Origin of the sequence: Endozoicomonas sp., from assembly GCF_965196975.1 — a bacterium.
Lineage (GTDB): Bacteria > Pseudomonadota > Gammaproteobacteria > Pseudomonadales > Endozoicomonadaceae > Endozoicomonas.
The window spans coordinates 4,177,799-4,199,906 of the sequence record NZ_OZ239981.1 but is presented as its reverse complement, the minus strand read 5'-3'; the positions used below and the strand labels follow the sequence as shown (position 1 = coordinate 4,199,906).

Genomic DNA, 22,108 nt, shown 5'->3' with positions numbered 1-22,108 from the left:
TATAAATCTGGAATTTTCTGATTTTTCGACCATCATCTTATACTCAATTTTTCTAACAAATCTCCAGTATGGAACCAGACTTCCCAGCTACTCCGTTTACCGAAGCTCTCCTTAAAGAGAATGAAGAGCTTCGGACCGAGAATGCGCTTTTACGGGAACGTTGCAGCGAACTGGAAGAAAGGGTTAATAAAAACAGTCAAAACAGTAGTAAGCCACCATCGTCAGATGGTTATCAAAAGCCCAGTAAAAAAGGGAGTGATAAAGGTGATACATCTTCCAAAGAAGCCCCCTGCTCCTCACAGGAAACACCGAACCCCAAAAGCCTTAGACCATCTTCAGGCAATAAACCAGGTGGCCAGAAAGGTCATCAAGGCTCTTGTTTGAGACGTGTCGCCTTACCCGATTATGTCAGGCATCTGAAGGTTGAAAAATGTTGCTGTTGCCAGTCTTCGCTTATCGATATTAAACCCACCAAATACATTGAGCGACAGGTTTTTGATCCAGGTAGACCCGGAGAATTTGAAGTTACCGCGTACTGGGCAGACGTTAAAGTATGTCCTTGTGGTAAACGGAACACCGCTGAGTTTCCCCAAGGAGTGAAAGCCGCTGCTCAATACGGAGAAGTGACTCAGGCAATGGCTGTTCATTTAAACCAGTATCACTTCATCCCATATCACCGGGTGTCTGAGTATTTCAATACTATTTATTGCATGAGTGTCAGCGCAGGCTCTGTTGCCAATTTTGTTGCCTATACCCATGAGAACCTGGCCTCTACTGAGCAGAGTATCCGCGATGCTTTACAAGAAAGTCCGGTTGCAGGAGCGGATGAAACTGGCATGCGGGTTGACGGTTCACTGTGGTGGTTACACATTATGCGAGATGACCAATGGACGCTTTACTACCTCTCAGAAAGGCGAGGTTGTGAAGCAATGGATGCAATGGGCATCCTGCTGACTTTTGCAGGCATTCTGGTTCACGATCATTGGAAGTCCTACTTTGCCTATGCGGCAGTGCATGTGCTTTGTAATGCCCATCATCTGAGAGAGCTTCAGGGAGTTGTCGATAGGGATGCGAATAAGCTGGCTCTGCGGCTGATGAAATTGCTTACGCTCTCCTGGCACTTCTGCAAGAAATACAAAGCAGCCGGTCTGACTCAAATGCCTGGTGCAATACAGCTTCGCATTGAGACGATATACGACCAAATCCTTCAAAGGGCTCTCACGAAGGAAACCGCTTATATGGAAAAACAACGACAGGTGCTTGGACGTAAGAAGGTCAGGAATACCAAGGCCTACAACCTGTTCAAAAGGCTTATTGAGTTTAAGGTTGAAACGTTGCGCTTCATGTCGGACTTTTCAATTCCCTTCGATAACAATGGCAGTGAACGTGATGCCAGGATGGCCAAACTTAAGCAGAAGATCTCAGGCTGCTTCAGAAGCGAAGACGGAGGTACCATGTTTACCCGAATCCGAAGCTATTTATCATCTGCTAAAAAGCAGGGGTTGAACATATTTCAGGCGCTTCTTAAAGCGGTTCGAAATTACAACAATACGCCTTTGCTGGGTGCTGAATAGTTACTTTTGGTTTTAATTTATTTAAATCAATACGTTACATTTTTTGGTGTTCGAATAGGTGCTTGTTGTGGCTATCAATTTTTGAACCATGGTTTTCAAAAGCTGTCTTAATTAGTTAATGAACAGTATTCAATGACTATTGAAATAAAAAAATGAATTTTGAACGCAAGATTGTTGGCTTTAATGTGTTTTCTATCAAAATTTATAATTATTTTCAGTGTCTTAAGATAAAAACTAATTCAAATATATAGAAGATTTACCGTTAAAGCTGGCCTGATAATTTAAGGAGTATTTTAAATGGATCCCATGCATCGAGAATTTTATGTTTTTGATCCTGAGCAATTTAAACACTGGTGTGATAGTCAAAAAGATCTGAATAAGCAGGATTATCCCGCAGCCAAAAATGGTGATCTCAAAGCAGAGGCACCACTAACGGGGTTTTGGCAGGCTGCTAGCTGGGTGACAGGCTATTCCAATGAATCGATGAAGGTTTCTCGAAGTGTGGCCGTCTATGTAAGTCGTGAAATAGCTGTTCTGAATGGCATGCTGCAAGATCGTAATGTCCAGGATACATTAAGAGAGTTGAGTGAATTTAAAATAAAGCTAAATGATGGAGCAGAGCTGCTTACGCTAGGAGAGTGTCGTGAACTCTCGGATATTCTAATTAAGTCCGCTGGTCGAGATTTACAGGAAACAAGAAAACAGCTTGTGTATAAAATTCTTGATAATAAAGGGCCGGCAGAAATAAAAACGATAGCTGAAGGTCTGTGTGAATCTCTGCGTAATAAATATCTTAATGGAAATATTGATTTAGACAATTATCATCGACTTGTGTTGGAGGAAATGGCTGCGTTAAAAGAGCTTTTAAACAGTCTTTTGCCAGAAAGTAGTTTGAGATCTGGTACTGCCTATAGCAGAGGTCTTGAGGTGGTTGTAGATGTTTTAAAAAATACTGACTGTATTTTAATGGCCTATCGTAAGGTTAGGGGTGAAGGCTTTTTTGAGGATCAAATAATAAGAGAGGCGGTCAGGTGTAAAATTATAAGCCTTGAGGTGGCTAAAAAAATAAATCAAGGAAAGGAATCAGCTTTAAGGGAAGCTAATTCAAACATTTTCGAATTGTTTGCTCCCAAGGTTAAACCACCAGCATCAGCTTATTCATGCTTATTACCAGAAGCTCACCACCTGCCAGACGTAGCTGAAGAGCAAGTTGATCATTCGGATGCCCCAACAGTACCTATAGGTGTTTCAGGAGAGGCGCAGACCTTTTCTGAAGAGCGTACATATAAGATTCACTACCCACCAGTTTCCTCTGGGCCAGAACTGGGTGTGTCGAAAGGTCAACACTTTCAGTATGACAATGATCAACCATCTGCTGCTAAAGCGATGGTCGAAGGAAATCCTGAGTCACAATCAAGGCAGTGGCATGAAATGGAGAATCTGGTACAGCCTGAAAGGGAGTTGCATGGGGCTGCTCGTGATTTTCAAACTAATGACCCACTCATTCATGCTCAGCCATCATTGGAAGGTGCTTCTGATTCATCTGGCCACTCTTTTCCTGAATCTGGTGCATTGGCAGCAGTAGTAACCAATAGTCAGCAGAGAGAGTTGTTTGTTTCTGATGAAGAAAAGCGCATAGCTTTTGAAAATTTTAAAAAAGATTCACTTGCTAAAAAATACAGTTTTGACGATATGATGCGGGCTATTGAGTTATTAGGGCCTGACTATTTAATAAGAGCCAGAGACAATGATACGTTAGCCATATTGGAGATAGCATTTAAATGCATGGATCAACCTAGTTCTCGGGTTAATTCACAGGGAGGTTGCCGATGGACTTCGGGTGATTCACCCGAGGTGGAAACAACACCGTCTACGAATCCAAGTGTTCCAGCTCTCACTGATGATCATCACTTAGCTACTCAACAATCTTCAAATCAATTACCCGATCTTTGCTCGGAAATTGAAACAAAAAGTACTCAGGCAGCTGCTGGTAACAATGATTTGTTACAAGTTTATCCCCAGAGTACTCCAGAAACTGATGAGCATGTTGCACAACCATTGCTTGAGCCTTCAATGGAGGCAGGCTATAGGGAATTGTCTCAAGATACAAACATGCCTGAAGAGTTGATGGATCTGATAACCACTAATCGCGATTTAAAAGAACTTAGTCGAGAAGGCATACAGCGTGCGTGGGATGAGAAGATGATTGATGAGCAGACCATTCGCCTATTATCGAATAAGTCCAACTGTGCACAAGCTGTTCTTATGCTTAGAGCAAATATTACTCATTGCATTGAAAAGAGTAAGAAAGCTGAACCCTTGGCAGGTGTGAGCCATAGGCCAGGCACATTTGAAATACCTCCTAAAATTGCAGCGCGTGGTAGGGAGTTAGGTGTCGAACGAGCGGACATGACATACTCGTTCATGGAAGGGATACAGAAGGATTTAGAGGAAGGAAATAACGCTTCAGGTGGAGCAGTTCTGGGAATGCAGGATGGTTTACACAGTAGCCATGAAAATATTCAGCTACCAGAACTTCAACAAACAGAAGAATGCTTACAACAAATATGGAAACACTTTAATAAAAAATACCCAGAATATTCGTTCGAACATGTGAAAGAGGCACTACAAATATCTCCGCTTTCACATAACGATTATCATGCCGCCAGGGTGGGGCTGGATAATGGTTTAGAGGAGGTTGCTTTAGCGTGTGTCTTACTTAATACATCAGGGCAGTTGAAGTCCTCAGGTCTAATAGCTGAGCCACAAGCTGTAGAACTTCAACAGACAGAAGAACATTTACAACAAATATGGGAACATTTTAATAAAAAATACCAACAATATTCGTTCGACAATATGAAAGAAGCGCTTCAAACATATCCTCTTTCAGATAACGATTATCATGCTGCAAGGGTGGGGCTGGATAATGGTTTAGAAGAGGTTGCTTTAGCGTGCGTCATGGTCAATACATCAGGACAGCCGAAGGATTCAGGTGTAATGGCAGAGCCACAAGATTTAGAAGTTCAGCAGGAAGAACATTTCAAACAAATGTGGGAACACCTGAATAAAAAATACCCACAATATTCATTCGAACATATGAAAGAAGCGCTGCAAATGGTTCCTCTTGATAATAATGATTATCATGCCGCAAGGGTGGGGCTGGATAGTGGTTTGGAAGAAGTGGCTTTAGCGTGTCAAATGTTAAGGACGGATAAGCAAGATCAAGCAGGAGCTAGAGTTGTTGATGATAATGATGAGGCTTGTGGAATTAAACAGAGAGCAAGTGCTTTAGATCAATTGGAAGAAAGAGTATTTCATCACTCTGGAGTAACTGTCAGACAAGCATCAGGAATACAGTCATCCAAAAATAATTGCTGTTTTGCTGCAATGTTTATGTCACTTGCTAACTGTAAATTACTCGAGCAACTTCAGAATGAAGCTAGAAAGCGTGTTTATGATTTGCAGGCTGACGCAGCAAGGGATGTTAAAAACAAAGAAGACCGTGAATTAATCATTTTACGACTAAGGAAGTTTGTAGAGGTTTGTGAGTTTTTTGGTGCCGGTAATGATATTGCAAGACCAGTGGTTAAAAACTCGTTATTTAATGAACTTAGAGATCTGTATCATATACGTGAAGGAGTTCTTGGTCAGGTAACTGAAATGCCAGAAATCATTAAGCCTATATTAAATGATATCTATGGGAACCTGGCAGGAAAAAAATTAGGTGAGCTAGAGTTTACAGTTAATAACTTTAAACGAAGGGTTGCTTACTTTGAAATGGGGAAGAATGATATAGTTCTAAGTGAACGGTCTCAATGTGTCCAAGTTGCCGATATTCGTGGTGTTATAGAGGATGGTGAGATTGGCTTAGATTGGTGGTCTACTCCTGTTGAAGAGATTCCATTTGCAGGTAATAAGAGTGTTATACAATACAAAGTACAGAATTATTATAGTGGGGAAGGTGATAGTCGTCGTTTAAGATTAAAACTTACCGAGTGTTATGAATTTAAAAAGAATGAAATGACTAATGCTCAAAATTTACAGTGTAAGGTTTATGAATACTATGGTGAGCAACCAGATAAACCGATCAGAACAGAGCAGATAAATGTTGAAAACCCGTATGATAACAGTACACCATTCAACCGCGTGAAAGAAGTTACTTACGAAAATGAAAATGGTGAAGACATTAAATGTGAAATGAAATTACATTTCCAGCAAGAAAAATACATCAATGACAAAGGTAACGAAGATGTTAGGCCAATCTATGATCAGTTAGCTGAGCTTACGACCGTTATCAGGAAAAATACTGATAACCTTTGCGAGTTAGTGGGCAGTTATATTGACACGGCACTGGTGGAAATTGGAACTGAAGAGCTATCCAGCATCAAAGCTATTAAGAGTGACGTTGAGCGAGAGCGACAACTCCTGAATTATCGTCGCCAGCTTGACCAAATGCTTCTCCCTGATACTGACCAGCATCCACAATTAATTCTTGTGAGCTTGCCAGCTTATGGCATAGGTAATAGGGTTAGTGTCAATTTATCTTCTGCATTATCTGAGGGTGTTACTCTTCCCAATGCTAATGGATTGCCTATTGGCTATGAAGTTGCTTCAGTGATGAGCATCCAAGCTTCGCATTATTTCGCATGTCTTTTTAGTGGATCTGAAGCTCACTTCGCTGACTCTCAAGGGAAAAGTGAAGAGGTTGATATTGATGGAATTACTAAAGAAATAGTAGTTCCAAATATTGTGTCTATGCCGGTTGAAAATACACAGCAAGCTTTAGAGGAAGCTTTAGCTGCAGCTAAAATCCATGAAGAAAGAAAAGGAAATATTGGGAATTTACATTCACATACAATTGAAAAGGCGAAGATGCAATATAAAGACTTATCTAGCCAGGCTGCATTTCTTGTTTTGAGAAAGAAGGAGCAGTTATAAGTTTAACTTTGGGGTAAAACTATACGCCTGAAGTCATAGGCTTATAGTTTTACCCATCAATTTATTTCTTATTTTCGGTATTTTGTACTGAGATATTTAGCCTTTCTCCAAATCAGCCCAGCTTTCAATCTCAGGCTCAACATAGGCATGCTCCAGTGCTTCAATAGCCCAGTCCTGTTTTTCCGATAATTTCCTCAACTGTCTCAGCGATACTACCTGAACCGCCGGTATCTGGCTCCAGATACTTTTGGTCAGGCAGCGCCAGTGGTTGGGCTCCAAGCGCTTTGGGCTCTCCAGTTGTGTTTTGCAGGTTTCGCAAAGCATCAGACAGTGGTCGTAATCTGGTTCACTGGGAACAGGCTCAACTTCATAAATAGACAGTGGAACCCCTGAAGCTTCACAGATTTCACACTTTGATTTTGCCCGGCGTGCCAGGTCTTTCCCCAGGAGGCTCAAGGCACTCTGTCGCTCCTGATGTTTTAACAGCCCCTTGGCCATTGTGTCTCCTCCAATGATGTCTATTCACCTTGTTAACAGCATCTGCTCATTGCGCAGTGATTGATCGAATCTGGTGTTGAGCCTGAACTCTTGCAGTCTAAAGAGAATCAGACAATGATAAGTTGATTGAAACCAATCTGGTTGCGTGCTTATGACTCTGAATGTGAACAGGGTAAAAACTGCTAACTGGGATGACTGGATAATTCCTGTGGATTATCTGGTAATCCATTATACCGCGGTAGATCTGAAAGACACTCTGGATATTTTTATGAATCCGGAGTCCTGTGTGTCGTCACATCTGGTTATTGATACAGATGGTGAGATTTATGAGCTGGTTGACTGTTTGAATGGACAAGCATACAGGGGCTGGCATGCGGGGGTTAGTGAATGGAATGGTGCTCAAGGGCTGAATGATTGCTCTATTGGCATTGAACTGGTGAATTATAACGGTAATGTTTTCCCGTTTACTGAGGAGCAGTATCAGTCGCTGAATAACGTTGTCACCAGATTTAAAGAGCACTACCCAAGTTTGCGGGATCCACAGCGGGTGATTGGCCATGAACATATTTCTGGTTTTCGTGGCAAGGCTGACCCCGGAGTCCTTTTTGACTGGTCACGCTTTTACCTGGAAAACTATCCAGAATTAACAGCCCCCATGCGTCAGGCGATTTGTCCTCAAGCCCTTCAAGAGAGTTTAATGCTGCTTAAAGAGAGTGAACCGCAGTCGCTGGAAGCAAAAAGCCAGTTCTGGCGCTCAGTGAGTTTGCTGACAGAAACAACGGTTCGGCTTATACATGAGGCATCAAAGTCCAAGTAATTGTTTCCCCAGCTTAGTCAGTTGAGCAGGTTCTCCTGGTTCGGGATCCTGTTGATAAGGGAAGCTTCGCCAGCGCTCAGGCGCTCTTTTCTCACGCCATAACTGAATACGCTCTGCCCGATTGTCTTCGGTACCGGCCGGGAACATGGAGATATATTGAGTGAGGCGTGGCTTGGTGTGATGGTTCAGACTACTGGCATGAGGTAGACGTGAGTCCCAGAGAATGAAGGTCCCCGCTTTTCCAGGCAGATGGACAATATCATGACCTTCCAGGTCTTCATCCGTAAAGAGCAGGGATTTTCGGTTAAGTGTTGTTTGCTTACCAGTAAAAAGGCTGGGGACACAGCAGAAGGCTCCCTGATTTTCCTCAGTGTCCGTCAGGTAGAGAATGCCCTGGTACCTCGGTAGGAATACTTTTTCCGGATGGCTGTCCAGATGGATCTGGCTGTCGTCTTTTTCATCGGGATGCTCTGGGCGCCAGGGTGGCTTGAAAGAGGCTCGATCCAATCTTACCCAGAGATCTTCCGTTTTAAAAAGACCTGCATACAATCGGTAAACCGGCTCAGACTGGCGAATATCCCAGAATGCCTGGTGATGATGAATGGGGACAATGCCATTACTGCCCAGATTTTTCTGATACCAGGTTGTGGGATCATCCAGATTAACATCCAGAAAATTGGTAATGGCTTTGATCGCGGGCTGGAGTAACTGTTCAGGTACCAGGTCAGGAACGATGATATAACCTTTTTCCTGCAGCTCACTCTGGTCGATCATTACTCAGGTACCCCATTCAGTGATTTTTGGTGGAACGTTGTCAGTGAAGCGTTGTCTCCAGCGTCTGAACGTCATAAGACTCTGGGAGTACATTGTCTTCAAGGCTATCCAGTAAGGCCAGTACGGTTTTGCGAACAATATCAGTGTTCTTGTTCAGCTCTTGGTATTTGACAATGCTGATCAGAATTTGTGCCAGAGGATAAGTCCGCAGATTGTTTTTAATATCGGCTGGCGATAGATTTCCTGTTGCATGTTCAACAAAGTCATTAGCTCCCTGGGTAAAGCCTTTATGGGCTGACTCCAGAAGATCCATCATTGAACGATCACTGGTGCTATCCATCAATGATTGGAGCAGGGTGTTCAACTGTTCTTCATTGTTATGAGACATCTCTACAGCTCCTCAGTGGGTACTTTAATCATAAGTTTTAAAGAGACTAAAGTTCCATCGGGTGTGAGAGTATTCGTATATGCACTAAAGTCATATTGAACAGTCACTAGCCAGTGTTCGTGATCCTGATAAATAAATGACGAAGATAATGAGATTCTGCATGGAAGTAGCTGCTTTCTTTGAATAGACTGCATGTGCCGATTGTTTAGTTGGCAGCAATAGAACAATAAATTTCGTTTCAAGAAGTAATACCAACAGGGTATTGCGAGCTCAAGGTATTGAGGCAGTCATCATGATTGAAGCCCGCACTAAAGGTTTCTGGCGTGCAACGCTTGCACTCTCTCTTGGCTCTTTTATGGTGTTCGCCAATCTTTATATCAGCCAGCCGCTGCTGCCCATGCTGGCTGAAAGCTTTAGTCTGACGGCACTGGAAGCCAGCTTCAGCTTTACCATCACAACGTTCATGCTGGGCCTTTCATTGTTGTTCTACGGGCCTCTGTCGGATGCTATTGGACGGAAATGGTTGATGCTGGGGAGTATGGCAGGAGCGGTTCTCTGTACCCTTTTGATTTCTCAGGTCAGCAGCTATCAGCACATGGTTATCCTGAGAGCAATCCAGGGATTTTGCCTTGGTGGCCTACCCGCTATTGCTATTGCCTATATGGGAGATGAGTTCGCCCGGCCCGCACTGACACTGGCGGTTGGCTTTTATATCAGTGGCAATTCCCTGGGAGGGATTGGTGGTCGGTTACTGGGTGGGTTCATGGGAGACTGGTTCGGTTGGTCGAATGCGTTTCTGTACATGGCCTTACTGAGCTTTTTCTTGCTGGTTATTTTTATCTATCTGCTGCCAGATTCGAAACAATTCCAACCGAGCCGACCTCAACTAAAAAAAGTGGCTCAAGACCTCTACGATCACTTAAAGAATCCATTACTGTTAACAGCTTTTCTGATCAGCGGGTTTAACTTCTTCGTTTTCGTCAACCAGTACACCTATGCAACCTTTCTGTTATCTCAGGAACCCTATAATCTGTCAGCCAGCTGGCTGGGAATGTTATTTCTCACCTATCTCAGTGGCACCATGGGCGCCGCGTTCTCAGGGCGACTATCAGGCTGGCTGTCACAACCTGCTATTATGGCTCTTGGCGTCTGTCTGCTGATTATTGGCTCTGGCCTGATGTTGACGTCATCCATTGGCTGGATCATTACCGGTTTTCTGGTGAACGCCTTTGGCTTTTTCGTTGCTCACTCCAATGCCAGCAGCTGGGTAAGTCATAATGCGAAAAAGGCGAAAGCCAGCGCGTCTTCCCTTTACCTGGTTTTTTATTACCTGGGAGCCAGTTCTGGTGGTTTTTATCTGGATATTTTCTGGCGCTGGATGGGCTGGCAGGGTGTGATTTTCGGTTCCTGGCTTATTCTGGTTCTAACACTTGGGTTATCTCTCAGGCTTTACTGGTATTCCGGTCGGTCTGTCTGACTGGATCTGCTGGATTGAAAAGGGTTGTCTCATGATATTAAAAAGATTACGCCTGAAGAATAAGGCTGACCGTCGCCTGAAGCTTGGGCACCTCTGGATATACAGTAATGAAATAGATACACAGACCTCGCCATTGAAGAACTATGAAGTGGGTGAGTGTGTGCTGGTCGAAAATTCGTTTGGCAAGACATTGGGTACAGCGTATGTGAATCCCAATAGCCTGATTTGTGCCCGCCTGGTGAGCCGAGAAGCTGATCAGCCACTGGATAAGGCGCTTCTGGTTCACAGAATCAATGTTGCCCTCAGTATGAGAGAGCGACTGTTTGAAAAGCCCTATTACCGGCTAATTTATGGCGACAGTGACGGGTTGCCCGGGTTGGTGGTAGACCGGTTTGATGATGTATTGGTGGCTCAGATATCCACTGCTGGTATGGAGCGTGTTCGGGATGACGTCGTTGACGCGTTAAATCAGGTTCTTAGACCCAAAGGTATTCTGCTCAAGAACAGTGGCAATGCCCGCAAGCTTGAAGACCTTCCACAATATGTTGAGGTTGCTAAAGGTGCTGTTCCGGAAGTCGTAGTTCTGGAAGAGAACGGCGTGAGCTTTCAGGCACCGGTGATGGAAGGCCAGAAAACCGGGTGGTTTTATGATCACCGGCTCAATCGAGACCGACTCCGTAATTATGTAAAAGGCAAACGGGTACTGGATGTTTTCAGTTATGTGGGTGGCTGGGGAATACAGGCAGCGGCTTTTGGTGCTGATAAAGTGACCTGCGTTGATGCGTCTGCCCTGGCATTGGAAAATGTTCATGCCAATGCTGAACTGAATGAAGTTCAGCATAAAGTGGATACTCTGGAAGGCGATGCATTTGAGGCATTGAAGGCTTTGAAAGAAAGTCAGGAACGGTTTGATGTGGTGATTGTTGATCCACCGGCTTTCATTAAAAAGCGAAAAGACATCAAAGCCGGTGAGCAGGCCTATCGCCGAATTAATGAGCTTGCCATGCGCTTGCTGGAGAAGGATGGTTATCTGGTGGCAGCTTCCTGCTCCATGCATTTGCAGAAGGACAATATGATTGATCTGCTAAGAGCTGGCAGTCGCCATATTGACCGGAATCTTCAGATCCTGGATCAAGGCCACCAGGGGCCGGATCATCCGGTGCATCCATCCATTCCAGAAACGGAATATATTAAAGCAATTTTTGGCCGGTTAACTTTTCAGTGATTAGGGGGCGTTCTCAATTAGACATGTGACCAGCCACCCACGGTTTGTGCCAGACAAGGCATGAACTGCGCGGTGTGGTATTCCACATAAGCAGTGAGTAACGCAGAATGGCGCAAACCGTGGGCGGCCCTTCGGGTTGATAACTCAAGCACTCATGCTGCGTTGATCGACTTGAACATGAATCACCATGCCCTGCGTTGTCCGCCTTGCCTGAAAGCTTGTGTTATCAACTGGTCTCATGGCTAATTGAGAACGCCCCCTAGGTATTAATGGTCAAAAGAATGGAACCACAGAGAGCACAAAGCTCACTAAGAAAGGCTTTTTCTTCTCTTTGTGAGTTTAGTGCTCTTCGCGGTTAAAGAGCCATTAGCGGAAACTGGTGATTTCCCAGCTATGCTCCTCTGCGAAACGCTGGAGCTCTGGGTCGGGGTCTACAGCGACAGGGTTTTCGACCTTTTGCAGCAGCGGCAGATCATTTTGTGAGTCACTGTAGAAGTAGCTGCCTTTCATTGAATGCTCTGGGTGTTCGTTGAGCCATTCCTGCAGGCGGAGCACTTTCCCCTGCTGGTAAGTAGGTGTTCCCATAACCTTGCCACTGTAACGGTTGTCACTCATCTCCAGCTCAATGGCCAGAAGAGTATCCACCTTGAATTTTTCAGCAATATTCTGGGTTACAAAGCGGTTGGTCGCAGTGATGATCATAATGTGATCACCTTGCTGACGGTGTTGTTCAATCTGTGCAAAGCCTTTATCCAAAAGGATGGGGCTTATTACCTGTTCCATAAACTGGCCATGCCAGGTTTCAAGCTCTTCAAGGGTGTATTGTGTTAATGGCTTAAGGCAGAAATCCAGATATTCCCAGATGTCCATAACCCCCTGTTTATACTGTTCATAGAAGCGGTTATTGCCTTCTCTGAAGCTTTCAGTATCAACCAGGCCGTTGGCGGCCATAAACTCTCCCCACAGGGCATCACTGTCGCCAGCAATTAGGGTATTGTCCAGATCAAAGATTGCTAGGGCCATTCTTACTCCGGTTTATTATTCAGGCCGAGTGTTTCTTGGGGGGTATTATACAGGTTCTTTATTAACCCCCAAGCAATTAACCATGGTTCTATCGAGCAGCTAGCTCCCGATTTTTCTTGGGTGTAGGGGCTAAAATAAAACTGTTTTCTCAGGCAAGTTCAAACCCGGTTCTTGGGTATTGAGTTTTGAATTTTTCATTACGAAGACAGCTTTTATCTATTTACTCAATCGAGTCTTTGTTATGGAAACAAGTAGTGGTGTATTTCAAGGTACACCATATGACCAAAAAATATTATGGCGCATTGATACCTATCAGACTGATTCAGCTGTTTATGGTTCGCGGAAAGTATCAAATTGTGATTCTGAAAGTACGCGTATAGTTAATGGTGAGAAAACAACAGATTTTCAGAATAAGGGGGATAGTCATGACCCAGAATCCTGGATTAAGAAAAATATATTAGGCCTTCTCGATGATGAGGAGGGAGGTTTAGCTCCAGAACTTGCTAGCCGTTCTATTAGTTTTAGTAAAGGACATTCTCTGTAAAATGGTGAGACTTCTATTATGAAGATGGCTGGTTTATCCCCTCCATGTAGTAATGGAAATTTACGCGATGTGCGACTTTGTCTGAAACTATCTCAAATTACTAGCCCGGATATTTCATAAACTGCCCCGAATCTCGGGCAGGACTTTGTCGCCCTAAGGGATTTTGTGAGGGAGTGCCGTACCGGGGAGTACGGTCGACCGAGCAAAACTCCCTTAGGGCGGCAAAGGACAAGCGAGAACGGGAGCACGTTTATGAAATATCCGGGCTAGCATGATGGTAAGTCCAAGTTGTATCTTCAAAATCACGCAATTATTTGCTTTCCGTTTTTTAATCTTCGGAAATAAGGTTCTCAAACTGTATTGCAGGACGACCAGCAATTATATTCAGATAAGAACCAATATTATGTGCCAGTAACTTCCGAGCGATACGTGATGTCATATGCCATCTATCTCGACAATGGCACTTTTCTATTTCAAAGCGCTCTGTCAATTGACCTATCACTGTTTCTATTCTCCGTCGTACCCGTAATACCAGCTTTACAAACGACTTCGGACGTTCATCTTGCATGTTTTTTCTCAGTGGCGTCTGAAGATCAATACCTAATTCCTGACAATCAGCTTTAAACTCAGGCCTTATATAGCCCTTATCGCCAAGCAAGAGGCCAGAAATGGTCTCGAGCATGTCATAGGCTGCATCACGCTCATCTACGTTCGCTGCGGTCAGAGTAAAACCCACAGGAATCCCTCGTGCTTCAACCAGCAAATGCCCCTGAAAGCCATAGAACTTCTTGTCCTTGGAAGCGCAGTAACCATAACCAGCCTCAGCTTTAAAGATACGGCTCTGTGGTGCACGGGTTCTGACGACAACATCAATCGGAAAACCATCGATTAAATGGATATCTGCATTATCTGCATGCATCATCTGGACTATACGAATTTGCAGTCGTTGTTTCACATGCCATAAGTTGGCGGCCTGTTTGACAAATGCCGAGCGTGAAGGAATGTCAGGAAACAGGTGTCGCCAGTGTCGGGTAAAATACTTCCAAATCTCAGTGTCCTTATGATGCCCAAGCCATTCACCGACAACTTCCATGGTGATCGCTTCACTATCAGTGAGCTTTGGTGGAAACCCTCGAAGTCGCAGTGGTACAGGAAAAAGCTCTTTTACCAAATCGTCGATCAAGCAGTAGACTGTAGTGATAAACTCTTCAACGGGCATGACTGAAACCTTCTTTGCTTTCTACTGCTTTTAATAGCAGAAAGCAGGATCAGTCATGTCTCCTTATGCAAACCTAAAAGTCGCACATGGCGTAAATTTATCAGGAGAATCAGAAAATGGAGAGTCTTTCTTCTGTCACTCAGTAGCCACTTGCATTACATCAGCAGAGGCGGCATCTGATTCTGCGTTGTTCTAGTCCCAGTACCTATGGCTTCTGTAGCGTTTTGAAAGGCAACTGTCCTTTATGCCCTTTATAGGGGCTGAAATGACCTACCTCGTTATAGAAACGCCCTGGTACGCTACGAACTCATAGATCCATCAACAGACGTGAAATATCTGACTGAGTGAAATTACCATCCACGGCTTTATGTCAGTATCGCTGTGAGGATGGCGCCGGGCGTTTTTCTCGAAGAGTCTTCAGGAGAGCGCAAGTGACCCGTTATTTCCCCGTTTCTTTCTTTTGTTGGCGGGATTTGCAGAAAGGGTGTGTATATAACACTCAAGACCTGACTTTTGTGAGAGAAGTTGAATAGTTTTGCATTGTACTGTTTGCAAGGAGTTCACTTTCCCGGATCTTATTGCCCACTATTTGAAATTCCTGTCTTTGTGTGTCCGAGTCAAAGGTATCTGGAACAGGTAGAAGAGTTGACTGATTGCTTGCTTTTACAGTCTGTCAAGACTAGCAGGGCTGGTTATAAAATAGCGTGGATATGGTTGGTGAAAAGCCTGTTTGCTGTGTTGTATCCGTTTGTGAAACAATGCGTGATAATTAATAGTTTAAGTGGCCACCGAAAAGTGATTGCGTTTAACCCTGCTGCTCTTTGAATAGTCAGTTTCATACTCCGTTTAAATGTGGGGGATGGCTCTGTTCGTGGAGTGGGGGATTCGTACCACCTATGGTGGCTCTAAGGTAGCCATATACGTGATTGACATCGATGGATTCAGGCCAAATGTAGGCATTATCCTGGCGAATCATCACGGTCAGGTATTGTGGGCTCGGCGGATCAGGCAGGATGCCTGGCAATTTCCCCAGGGTGGTATCAATGATGGGGAAACGCCGGAAGATGCGATGTACAGAGAGCTGTTTGAGGAGATAGGTCTTCATCCTGAAGATGTAGAAATCCTTGGCTGTACCCGTGGGTGGTTACGTTATCGTTTGCCGAGACGACTCGTCCGCCGGGATCAGCAACCGCTGTGCATTGGACAGAAGCAGAAGTGGTTTTTGCTGAAGCTGCTGAGCAATGATGACCGAATCCGGGTTGACCATACGGGGTCTCCGGAGTTTGATGGCTGGCGCTGGGTGAGTTACTGGTACCCTCTTGGTCAGGTGGTTTCGTTCAAACGGGAAGTATACCGCCGGGCTCTTAAAGAGTTGGTACCCAAGGTTGGGAAATTACAGTCTAATGACTGAATAACTGCTTTGCAGTTTATCAGTCATATTGATTTGACCGTTGATATACTCAAACTTGCGGGTTCCAATAGTAAAGAAGAATGTTACAAGACAATATAATTTGCCATGGATTGCTATTGTACTGTTAAAGTAGTTGAAGCAAGTATTATCAGACCGGGTATGTGATAGACATGCTAAACACCCTGCGCAATATCGTACAGGAAGTCAGTTCTGCCTCTGATCTACAGATGGCACTGCAGATTATTGTGCAGCGGGTTCGTGGTGCCATGAAAACCGAGGTGTGCTCGGTCTATCTATATGACTCTGAGAGCGCCTCTTATACGCTGATGGCTTCAGAAGGATTGAACCCTTCTGCTGTCGGGCAGGTTACTCTCTCTCATTCTGAAGGTCTTGTCGGGCAGGTTGGACTTCGTGAAGAACCAATTAATCTTGAAGAGGCTGCTTCTCACCCAAAGTTTCACTATATCCGCGAAACCGGAGAAGAGCGTTTTACCTCTTTTCTGGGGGTTCCCATCATTCATCACCGTAACACGCTTGGTGTTCTGGTTGTTCAGCAGGTTGATCAGCGACGGTTTGATGAGCATGAAGAAGCCTTTCTGGTCACCATGTCTGCTCAATTGGCAGGGGTTATCGCTCATGCTCAGGCCACCGGCTCGATTAATAGTGTCTCTACTCCTACCAGGAAAAAGCGAATTGCACGTTTTCAAGGAAGTGCAGGTGCCACTGGAGTAGCAATTGGTGATGCGGTTGTTATCACTCCACCTGCTGATCTTGGGGCAGTGCCTGAACGTGCCTGCAAAGACATAGATATTGAACTCGCTTTGCTTGATAGTGCGCTGGCTACGGTGCGAGAAGAGATGAAAGAAACCGCTGAGCGGCTTTCTGATCGTCTGCCTGCTGAAGAACAGGCGCTATTTGATGTCTATTTGCGAATGCTGGATGACCGGGCACTTGGGCAGGAGATAAGAGAGCGGATTAGAGGTGGCTCCTGGGCTCAGGGAGCCTTGAGGCAAGTTATCGAAGAGCATATCCGCAACTTTGAGATGATGGATGACCACTACCTCAGGGAGCGGGCTGCTGATGTCAGGGATCTAGGGCGCAGAGTACTTTCTCATCTGCAGCAGGGTGAGCATGCGCAGGTTGAATACCCGGAGAATACGGTTCTGATCAGTGAGGAGCTTTCTCCGGTCATGCTGGGTGAGGTTCCACAGGAGTCACTGGCAGGTCTGGTTTCCATGCAGGGCTCCAGTAACTCTCATGTCGCTATTCTTGCCCGTGCTTTAGGTGTACCTACGGTAATGGGGGTTGTCGACCTTCCTTTTCATAAGCTCTCCGGTAAAAAACTGATTGTGGATGGCAATCTCGGCCTTGTGTATTCCTCTCCAGCTCAGGAACTGCTGGATTACTACACTGAAGTGCTTGAGGAAGAAAATCAGTTCAGTAAGGGGTTGGAGGCTATAAGGGATCTACCCTGTGAGACTCCGGATAATTATCGTATTCCTCTCTGGGTAAATACTGGTCTGATGACCGATACCATTCGTTCGCTGGACAGAGGGGCTGAAGGTGTTGGTCTTTATCGGACTGAAGTCCCTTTTATGGTTCGTGATCGCTTTCCCAGTGAATCAGAACAGGAAAAGATCTACCGACATCAGCTTGAAGCATTTTCCCCACGACCCGTTACCATGAGAACACTGGATATTGGAGGGGATAAGTCTTTGAGTTATTTTCCCATTAAGGAAGATAACCCTTTCCTTGGCTGGCGTGGGATTCGGGTAACACTCGATCATCCGGAAATCTTTCTGGTGCAGGTCAGGGCCATGCTGAAAGCCAGTGTGGGCCTGGATAATCTTCGGATTATGTTGCCTATGATTTCCAGTATTTTTGAAGTCGAGGAAGCGCAACACCTGATCCATCGGGCTCACGCGGAGGTGCTTGCTGAAGGTCTGCCGGTATCAATGCCACCGGTTGGTGTGATGGTGGAAGTGCCTGCTGCCGTTTACATGGTCAAGGACCTTGCACAACGTGTAGACTTTCTTTCCATCGGTTCTAACGACCTTGTTCAATATCTCTTGGCTGTAGACCGCAACAATCCACGGGTATCTGACCTTTATCATTCCTTTCATCCTGCAGTTCTACATGCCTTGCAGAAGGTGGTTGATGATGCCCATCAGGAAGGAAAGACCGTCAGTATCTGTGGCGAAATGGCTGGAGATCCAGCTGCTGCGGTACTGTTAATGGCCATGGGCTTCGATATGCTGTCTATGAGTGCAGTTAACCTGTTAAAAGTAAAATGGGTGCTAAGACGCATAGGTATGGATCGTGCGAAGAAGATATTGTCGGATTTAATGAAGCACGACAATGCTCAGGTTATTCGCAGTTCCCTTGAACTTGCCCTTTGTAAAGAAGGAATGGGAAAGGTTCTCGGTATCAAGAGTCGACGCTTTTAGATATAAGGTTAATAAACTCTGACGTAACTATTCAGCACCCAGCAAAGGCGTATTGTTGTAATTTCGAACCGCTTTAAGAAGCGCCTGAAATATGTTCAACCCCTGCTTTTTAGCAGATGATAAATAGCTTCGGATTCGGGTAAACATGGTACCTCCGTCTTCGCTTCTGAAGCAGCCTGAGATCTTCTGCTTAAGTTTGGCCATCCTGGCATCACGTTCACTGCCATTGTTATCGAAGGGAATTGAAAAGTCCGACATGAAGCGCAACGTTTCAACCTTAAACTCAATAAGCCTTTTGAACAGGTTGTAGGCCTTGGTATTCCTGACCTTCTTACGTCCAAGCACCTGTCGTTGTTTTTCCATATAAGCGGTTTCCTTCGTGAGAGCCCTTTGAAGGATTTGGTCGTATATCGTCTCAATGCGAAGCTGTATTGCACCAGGCATTTGAGTCAGACCGGCTGCTTTGTATTTCTTGCAGAAGTGCCAGGAGAGCGTAAGCAATTTCATCAGCCGCAGAGCCAGCTTATTCGCATCCCTATCGACAACTCCCTGAAGCTCTCTCAGATGATGGGCATTACAAAGCACATGCACTGCCGCATAGGCAAAGTAGGACTTCCAATGATCGTGAACCAGAATGCCTGCAAAAGTCAGCAGGATGCCCATTGCATCCATTGCTTCACAACCTCGCCTTTCTGAGAGGTAGTAAAGCGTCCATTGGTCATCTCGCATAATGTGTAACCACCACAGTGAACCGTCAACCCGCATGCCAGTTTCATCCGCTCCTGCAACCGGACTTTCTTGTAAAGCATCGCGGATACTCTGCTCAGTAGAGGCCAGGTTCTCATGGGTATAGGCAACAAAATTGGCAACAGAGCCTGCGCTGACACTCATGCAATAAATAGTATTGAAATACTCAGACACCCGGTGATATGGGATGAAGTGATACTGGTTTAAATGAACAGCCATTGCCTGAGTCACTTCTCCGTATTGAGCAGCGGCTTTCACTCCTTGGGGAAACTCAGCGGTGTTCCGTTTACCACAAGGACATACTTTAACGTCTGCCCAGTACGCGGTAACTTCAAATTCTCCGGGTCTACCTGGATCAAAAACCTGTCGCTCAATGTATTTGGTGGGTTTAATATCGATAAGCGAAGACTGGCAACAGCAACATTTTTCAACCTTCAGATGCCTGACATAATCGGGTAAGGCGACACGTCTCAAACAAGAGCCTTGATGACCTTTCTGGCCACCTGGTTTATTGCCTGAAGATGGTCTAAGGCTTTTGGGGTTCGGTGTTTCCTGTGAGGAGCAGGGGGCTTCTTTGGAAGATGTATCACCTTTATCACTCCCTTTTTTACTGGGCTTTTGATAACCATCTGACGATGGTGGCTTACTACTGTTTTGACTGTTTTTATTAACCCTTTCTTCCAGTTCGCTGCAACGTTCCCGTAAAAGCGCATTCTCGGTCCGAAGCTCTTCATTCTCTTTAAGGAGAGCTTCGGTAAACGGAGTAGCTGGGAAGTCTGGTTCCATACTGGAGATTTGTTAGAAAAATTGAGTATAAGATGATGGTCGAAAAATCAGAAAATTCCAGATTTATATGAAGGGTGCTGAATAGTTACACTCTGACTAAGTTGCAGGGATTCCAAATAACTCAATAGTTACCGGCTTGGACACTTCTGGTTGCTTTTTGAATTTATAAAATACTTTGATTTTCTTTATGGGACTCTGCTGTGAAACAATCAGCGGTATTATCCTTGAATAACTCTCCCCTCCATCGCCATTTTTTTTGTCTTTAATGGTTTTTTGCAGGTTGACATGAAATACATCACCCTTGGCTAAATAGACGCGAGCTTGGTGCAAGATGACATCTCCATGAGATATATGGAAACGAAGTTTGCTGAATGCGTCTTTAGTCTGGGGAAAAATCGTTAAGGTATTCTCACTGACTCTTGCTTTGGCTGAACCGACTTCTATCCAGCTATCGTCAGCCAGAGTACAGGTTGGCAGTGCTAGAAAAGAGAGAAGCATGGCATAGCAAAAGCGGGCAAGCATAGGAAAGCCTCAGTTTAATCTTGAAACTGCTGTTTGGACACTTTCCTAGCTTAGCTGATTCTACCGCAGTTTGATTTTGAAGTGATGGCTCTTACCGGCTACTCCTTCCGGCAGGTACTCCTGTTCAACCCACTGCAGCTGTGAATGACTATCGATCATCAATACACAGGTATTTCGGGTACCGTAGTCTTCACTGGCAATAAAACAGCTGGAAAGCAGTTTTTCCACACCCTTACTGACCCCGGTATCGGGTAATTGTTCCTTCGGCGGTTGATAGCTATCGTGCATTAGCTCAACAAGCCGTTTGCTGTCTGGGGGGGCTGATTCTTTTAGCGCCTGCGTAAAGCTATTGCGTGCTCTCAACAGCTTTGGCCATGGCGTGTCCAGCAGATGATTACTCAAACCATATATCCCGGGAGGGAGGGGAGAAATGCGGTGGTCTTTCGTACGGTTGCTAAAGTAGTAAAGACCTGTTGAGTCCATAATCAGAAGATTGAAGCCTGACCACTTGTCACTCTGTTGCTGAAGTGCATGTAAATAATCAGATGCAGGTTGGGAGCCTGTTACAAAGTCGGAAACCAGTGCGCCTCTGGAATATAAACCAGCAGGGCTTGGCACTTCCCGATAGTTGGTCACGGCGGCAAAGCGGCCATTTTTGTTAATAGCCATCCAGCTACCGCCAGCTTCAAGGTCCCGGCCACCAAATACATCGGGTGAGTCATTCCAGAAGTCAGCGGCCTGAGTCGGACGCTGATAAAATTCATCTCGATTGGCAGCAAGAATCAGTGGATACTGGCTATCAGGCTGCCATGAAAAAACAATAAGGCACATGTAGTTTATTATCTTGTAGCTTTATGAAGTCCTACGAGAAACAAACTATCATCCATTCAGCGAAAAATCATGGGGAAATAATAATGAGTAGACTTAAAGCGGCGGTGGTTCAGGTTTGCTCGGGGCTTATTGTTTCTGAAAATCTTGCTGAAATTGAACGTCTGTTAATGGCTTATCAACAAGAGCAAGTGGATATTATTGTTTTGCCTGAATGTTTTGCCATGCTAGGAGGTTCTCAGGCTGAAGTGGCTTTGAAAGCTGATGATATAAGGGGGTGGATGTCGTCAATGGCAACAAAAATGGGTAGCTGGCTTGTAGGGGGGACCGTGCCTATCCATGATAGTCGTGATGGGCGTAACCATGCCTCATGTATTGTTTATAACCCTGAAGGGGATGAAATTGCCATTTACAACAAAATGCATCTGTTTGATGTAGAGGTGTCTGATAGTAAAGGGCGGTATAGAGAATCGGATGATTTTATCCCCGGGGCAAGGCCAGAGTTGGTAGATATTGACCAGGCAAAGGTTGGTCTTTCGATTTGTTATGATCTCCGTTTTCCCGAACTGTATCGCTGTCTGGTGGAGCAGGGAGCAACGATATTAACTGTACCTTCTGCCTTCACAAAAGTGACCGGTGAAGCGCATTGGGGCGTTTTGCTAAGAGCCAGAGCTATTGAAAATCAGTGTTATGTGTTGGCAGCCAATCAGGCAGGAACCCATCCTGATGGTCGACAGACTTATGGGCACAGCATGATTATTTCACCCTGGGGGGATATTCTTGCCGAAGCCCCTGCTGAAGGGGCTGCGGTGATTGTTGCGGAGCTGGATCTGGATGAGCTGGCAAGAATTCGTCAGCAAATGCCCAGCTTAAACCACCGCCGACTGTAA

At 45.0% G+C, this 22,108-nt stretch carries 17 protein-coding genes; 9 read left to right on the top strand and 8 right to left on the bottom strand.

Features of this window, described 5'->3' with window-relative positions; translation table 11 throughout:
- Positions 1-68 precede the first annotated feature (68 nt).
- Positions 69-1,574: an IS66 family transposase gene (gene tnpC / locus ACOCLE_RS18895; protein WP_419532963.1), complete on the top strand. Its 1,506-nt coding sequence runs from the start codon at positions 69-71 to the stop codon at positions 1,572-1,574.
- A 297-nt stretch (positions 1,575-1,871) separates the two neighbouring features.
- Positions 1,872-6,512, top strand: a complete 4,641-nt coding sequence (locus ACOCLE_RS18890; protein ID WP_419533766.1) for a hypothetical protein — start codon at positions 1,872-1,874, stop codon at positions 6,510-6,512.
- 96 nt (positions 6,513-6,608) lie between these two features.
- Here the strand turns inward: ACOCLE_RS18890 and ACOCLE_RS18885 are convergent, their stop codons facing one another.
- Complete coding sequence (locus tag ACOCLE_RS18885) at positions 6,609-7,010, bottom strand: phnA protein (RefSeq protein ID WP_419533765.1); 402 nt, start codon at positions 7,008-7,010, stop codon at positions 6,609-6,611.
- A 151-nt stretch (positions 7,011-7,161) separates the two neighbouring features.
- On the opposite strand from ACOCLE_RS18885, the gene ACOCLE_RS18880 reads away from it, so the two are divergent.
- On the top strand, positions 7,162-7,827 hold the full coding sequence (locus ACOCLE_RS18880; RefSeq protein WP_419533764.1) for an N-acetylmuramoyl-L-alanine amidase: 666 nt from the start codon (positions 7,162-7,164) through the stop codon (positions 7,825-7,827).
- On the opposite strand, the gene ACOCLE_RS18875 is transcribed toward ACOCLE_RS18880, so the two are convergent.
- Positions 7,813-8,601, bottom strand: a complete 789-nt coding sequence (locus ACOCLE_RS18875) for a phytanoyl-CoA dioxygenase family protein (protein WP_419533763.1) — start codon at positions 8,599-8,601, stop codon at positions 7,813-7,815. The two genes, ACOCLE_RS18880 and ACOCLE_RS18875, sit on opposite strands and share 15 nt — an antisense overlap.
- A 40-nt stretch (positions 8,602-8,641) precedes the next feature.
- Complete coding sequence (locus tag ACOCLE_RS18870) at positions 8,642-8,989, bottom strand: hypothetical protein (protein WP_066016399.1); 348 nt, start codon at positions 8,987-8,989, stop codon at positions 8,642-8,644.
- 292 nt (positions 8,990-9,281) lie between these two features.
- Between ACOCLE_RS18870 and ACOCLE_RS18865 the strand changes: the two genes are divergently transcribed.
- Positions 9,282-10,466 carry an MFS transporter gene (locus ACOCLE_RS18865; protein ID WP_419533762.1) on the top strand — a complete coding sequence of 395 codons (1,185 nt, stop codon included), beginning with the start codon at positions 9,282-9,284 and terminating at the stop codon, positions 10,464-10,466.
- 31 nt (positions 10,467-10,497) lie between these two features.
- Complete coding sequence (locus ACOCLE_RS18860; RefSeq protein WP_419533761.1) at positions 10,498-11,691, top strand: class I SAM-dependent rRNA methyltransferase; 1,194 nt, start codon at positions 10,498-10,500, stop codon at positions 11,689-11,691.
- A 366-nt stretch (positions 11,692-12,057) separates the two neighbouring features.
- On the opposite strand, the gene ACOCLE_RS18855 is transcribed toward ACOCLE_RS18860, so the two are convergent.
- Entirely contained in the window at positions 12,058-12,714 is a 657-nt protein-coding gene (locus tag ACOCLE_RS18855; RefSeq protein ID WP_419533760.1) for an HAD family hydrolase, read from the bottom strand.
- A gap of 241 nt (positions 12,715-12,955) precedes the next feature.
- On the opposite strand from ACOCLE_RS18855, the gene ACOCLE_RS18850 reads away from it, so the two are divergent.
- Positions 12,956-13,258 (top strand): hypothetical protein, encoded by a 303-nt coding sequence (locus ACOCLE_RS18850; RefSeq protein WP_419533759.1) that lies wholly within the window; start codon positions 12,956-12,958, stop codon positions 13,256-13,258.
- A gap of 328 nt (positions 13,259-13,586) precedes the next feature.
- Here the strand turns inward: ACOCLE_RS18850 and ACOCLE_RS18845 are convergent, their stop codons facing one another.
- Positions 13,587-14,477 (bottom strand): IS982 family transposase, encoded by an 891-nt coding sequence (locus ACOCLE_RS18845; RefSeq protein WP_419533099.1) that lies wholly within the window; start codon positions 14,475-14,477, stop codon positions 13,587-13,589.
- A 922-nt stretch (positions 14,478-15,399) separates the two neighbouring features.
- Between ACOCLE_RS18845 and rppH the strand changes: the two genes are divergently transcribed.
- Positions 15,400-15,888, top strand: coding sequence for an RNA pyrophosphohydrolase (rppH, locus tag ACOCLE_RS18840; protein WP_419537230.1), 489 nt, complete (start codon positions 15,400-15,402; stop codon positions 15,886-15,888).
- Positions 15,889-16,058: 170 nt separating this feature from the next.
- Positions 16,059-18,335 (top strand): phosphoenolpyruvate--protein phosphotransferase, encoded by a 2,277-nt coding sequence (gene ptsP / locus ACOCLE_RS18835; protein WP_419537229.1) that lies wholly within the window; start codon positions 16,059-16,061, stop codon positions 18,333-18,335.
- A gap of 27 nt (positions 18,336-18,362) precedes the next feature.
- Here ptsP and tnpC (ACOCLE_RS18830) read toward each other — a convergent pair whose 3' ends face one another.
- The 3 genes from tnpC (ACOCLE_RS18830) to ACOCLE_RS18820 form a co-directional block, all read right to left on the bottom strand.
- Positions 18,363-19,868: an IS66 family transposase gene (gene tnpC / locus ACOCLE_RS18830; RefSeq protein WP_419532963.1), complete on the bottom strand. Its 1,506-nt coding sequence runs from the start codon at positions 19,866-19,868 to the stop codon at positions 18,363-18,365.
- Positions 19,869-19,964: 96 nt separating this feature from the next.
- A complete protein-coding gene (locus ACOCLE_RS18825) occupies positions 19,965-20,390 on the bottom strand; it encodes a hypothetical protein (RefSeq protein WP_419533758.1) in 426 nt (141 codons plus the stop codon).
- Between the two features lie 60 nt (positions 20,391-20,450).
- Positions 20,451-21,221, bottom strand: coding sequence for an NRDE family protein (locus ACOCLE_RS18820; protein ID WP_419533757.1), 771 nt, complete (start codon positions 21,219-21,221; stop codon positions 20,451-20,453).
- An 83-nt stretch (positions 21,222-21,304) separates the two neighbouring features.
- On the opposite strand from ACOCLE_RS18820, the gene ACOCLE_RS18815 reads away from it, so the two are divergent.
- Positions 21,305-22,108 carry a carbon-nitrogen hydrolase family protein gene (locus ACOCLE_RS18815; protein WP_419533756.1) on the top strand — a complete coding sequence of 268 codons (804 nt, stop codon included), beginning with the start codon at positions 21,305-21,307 and terminating at the stop codon, positions 22,106-22,108.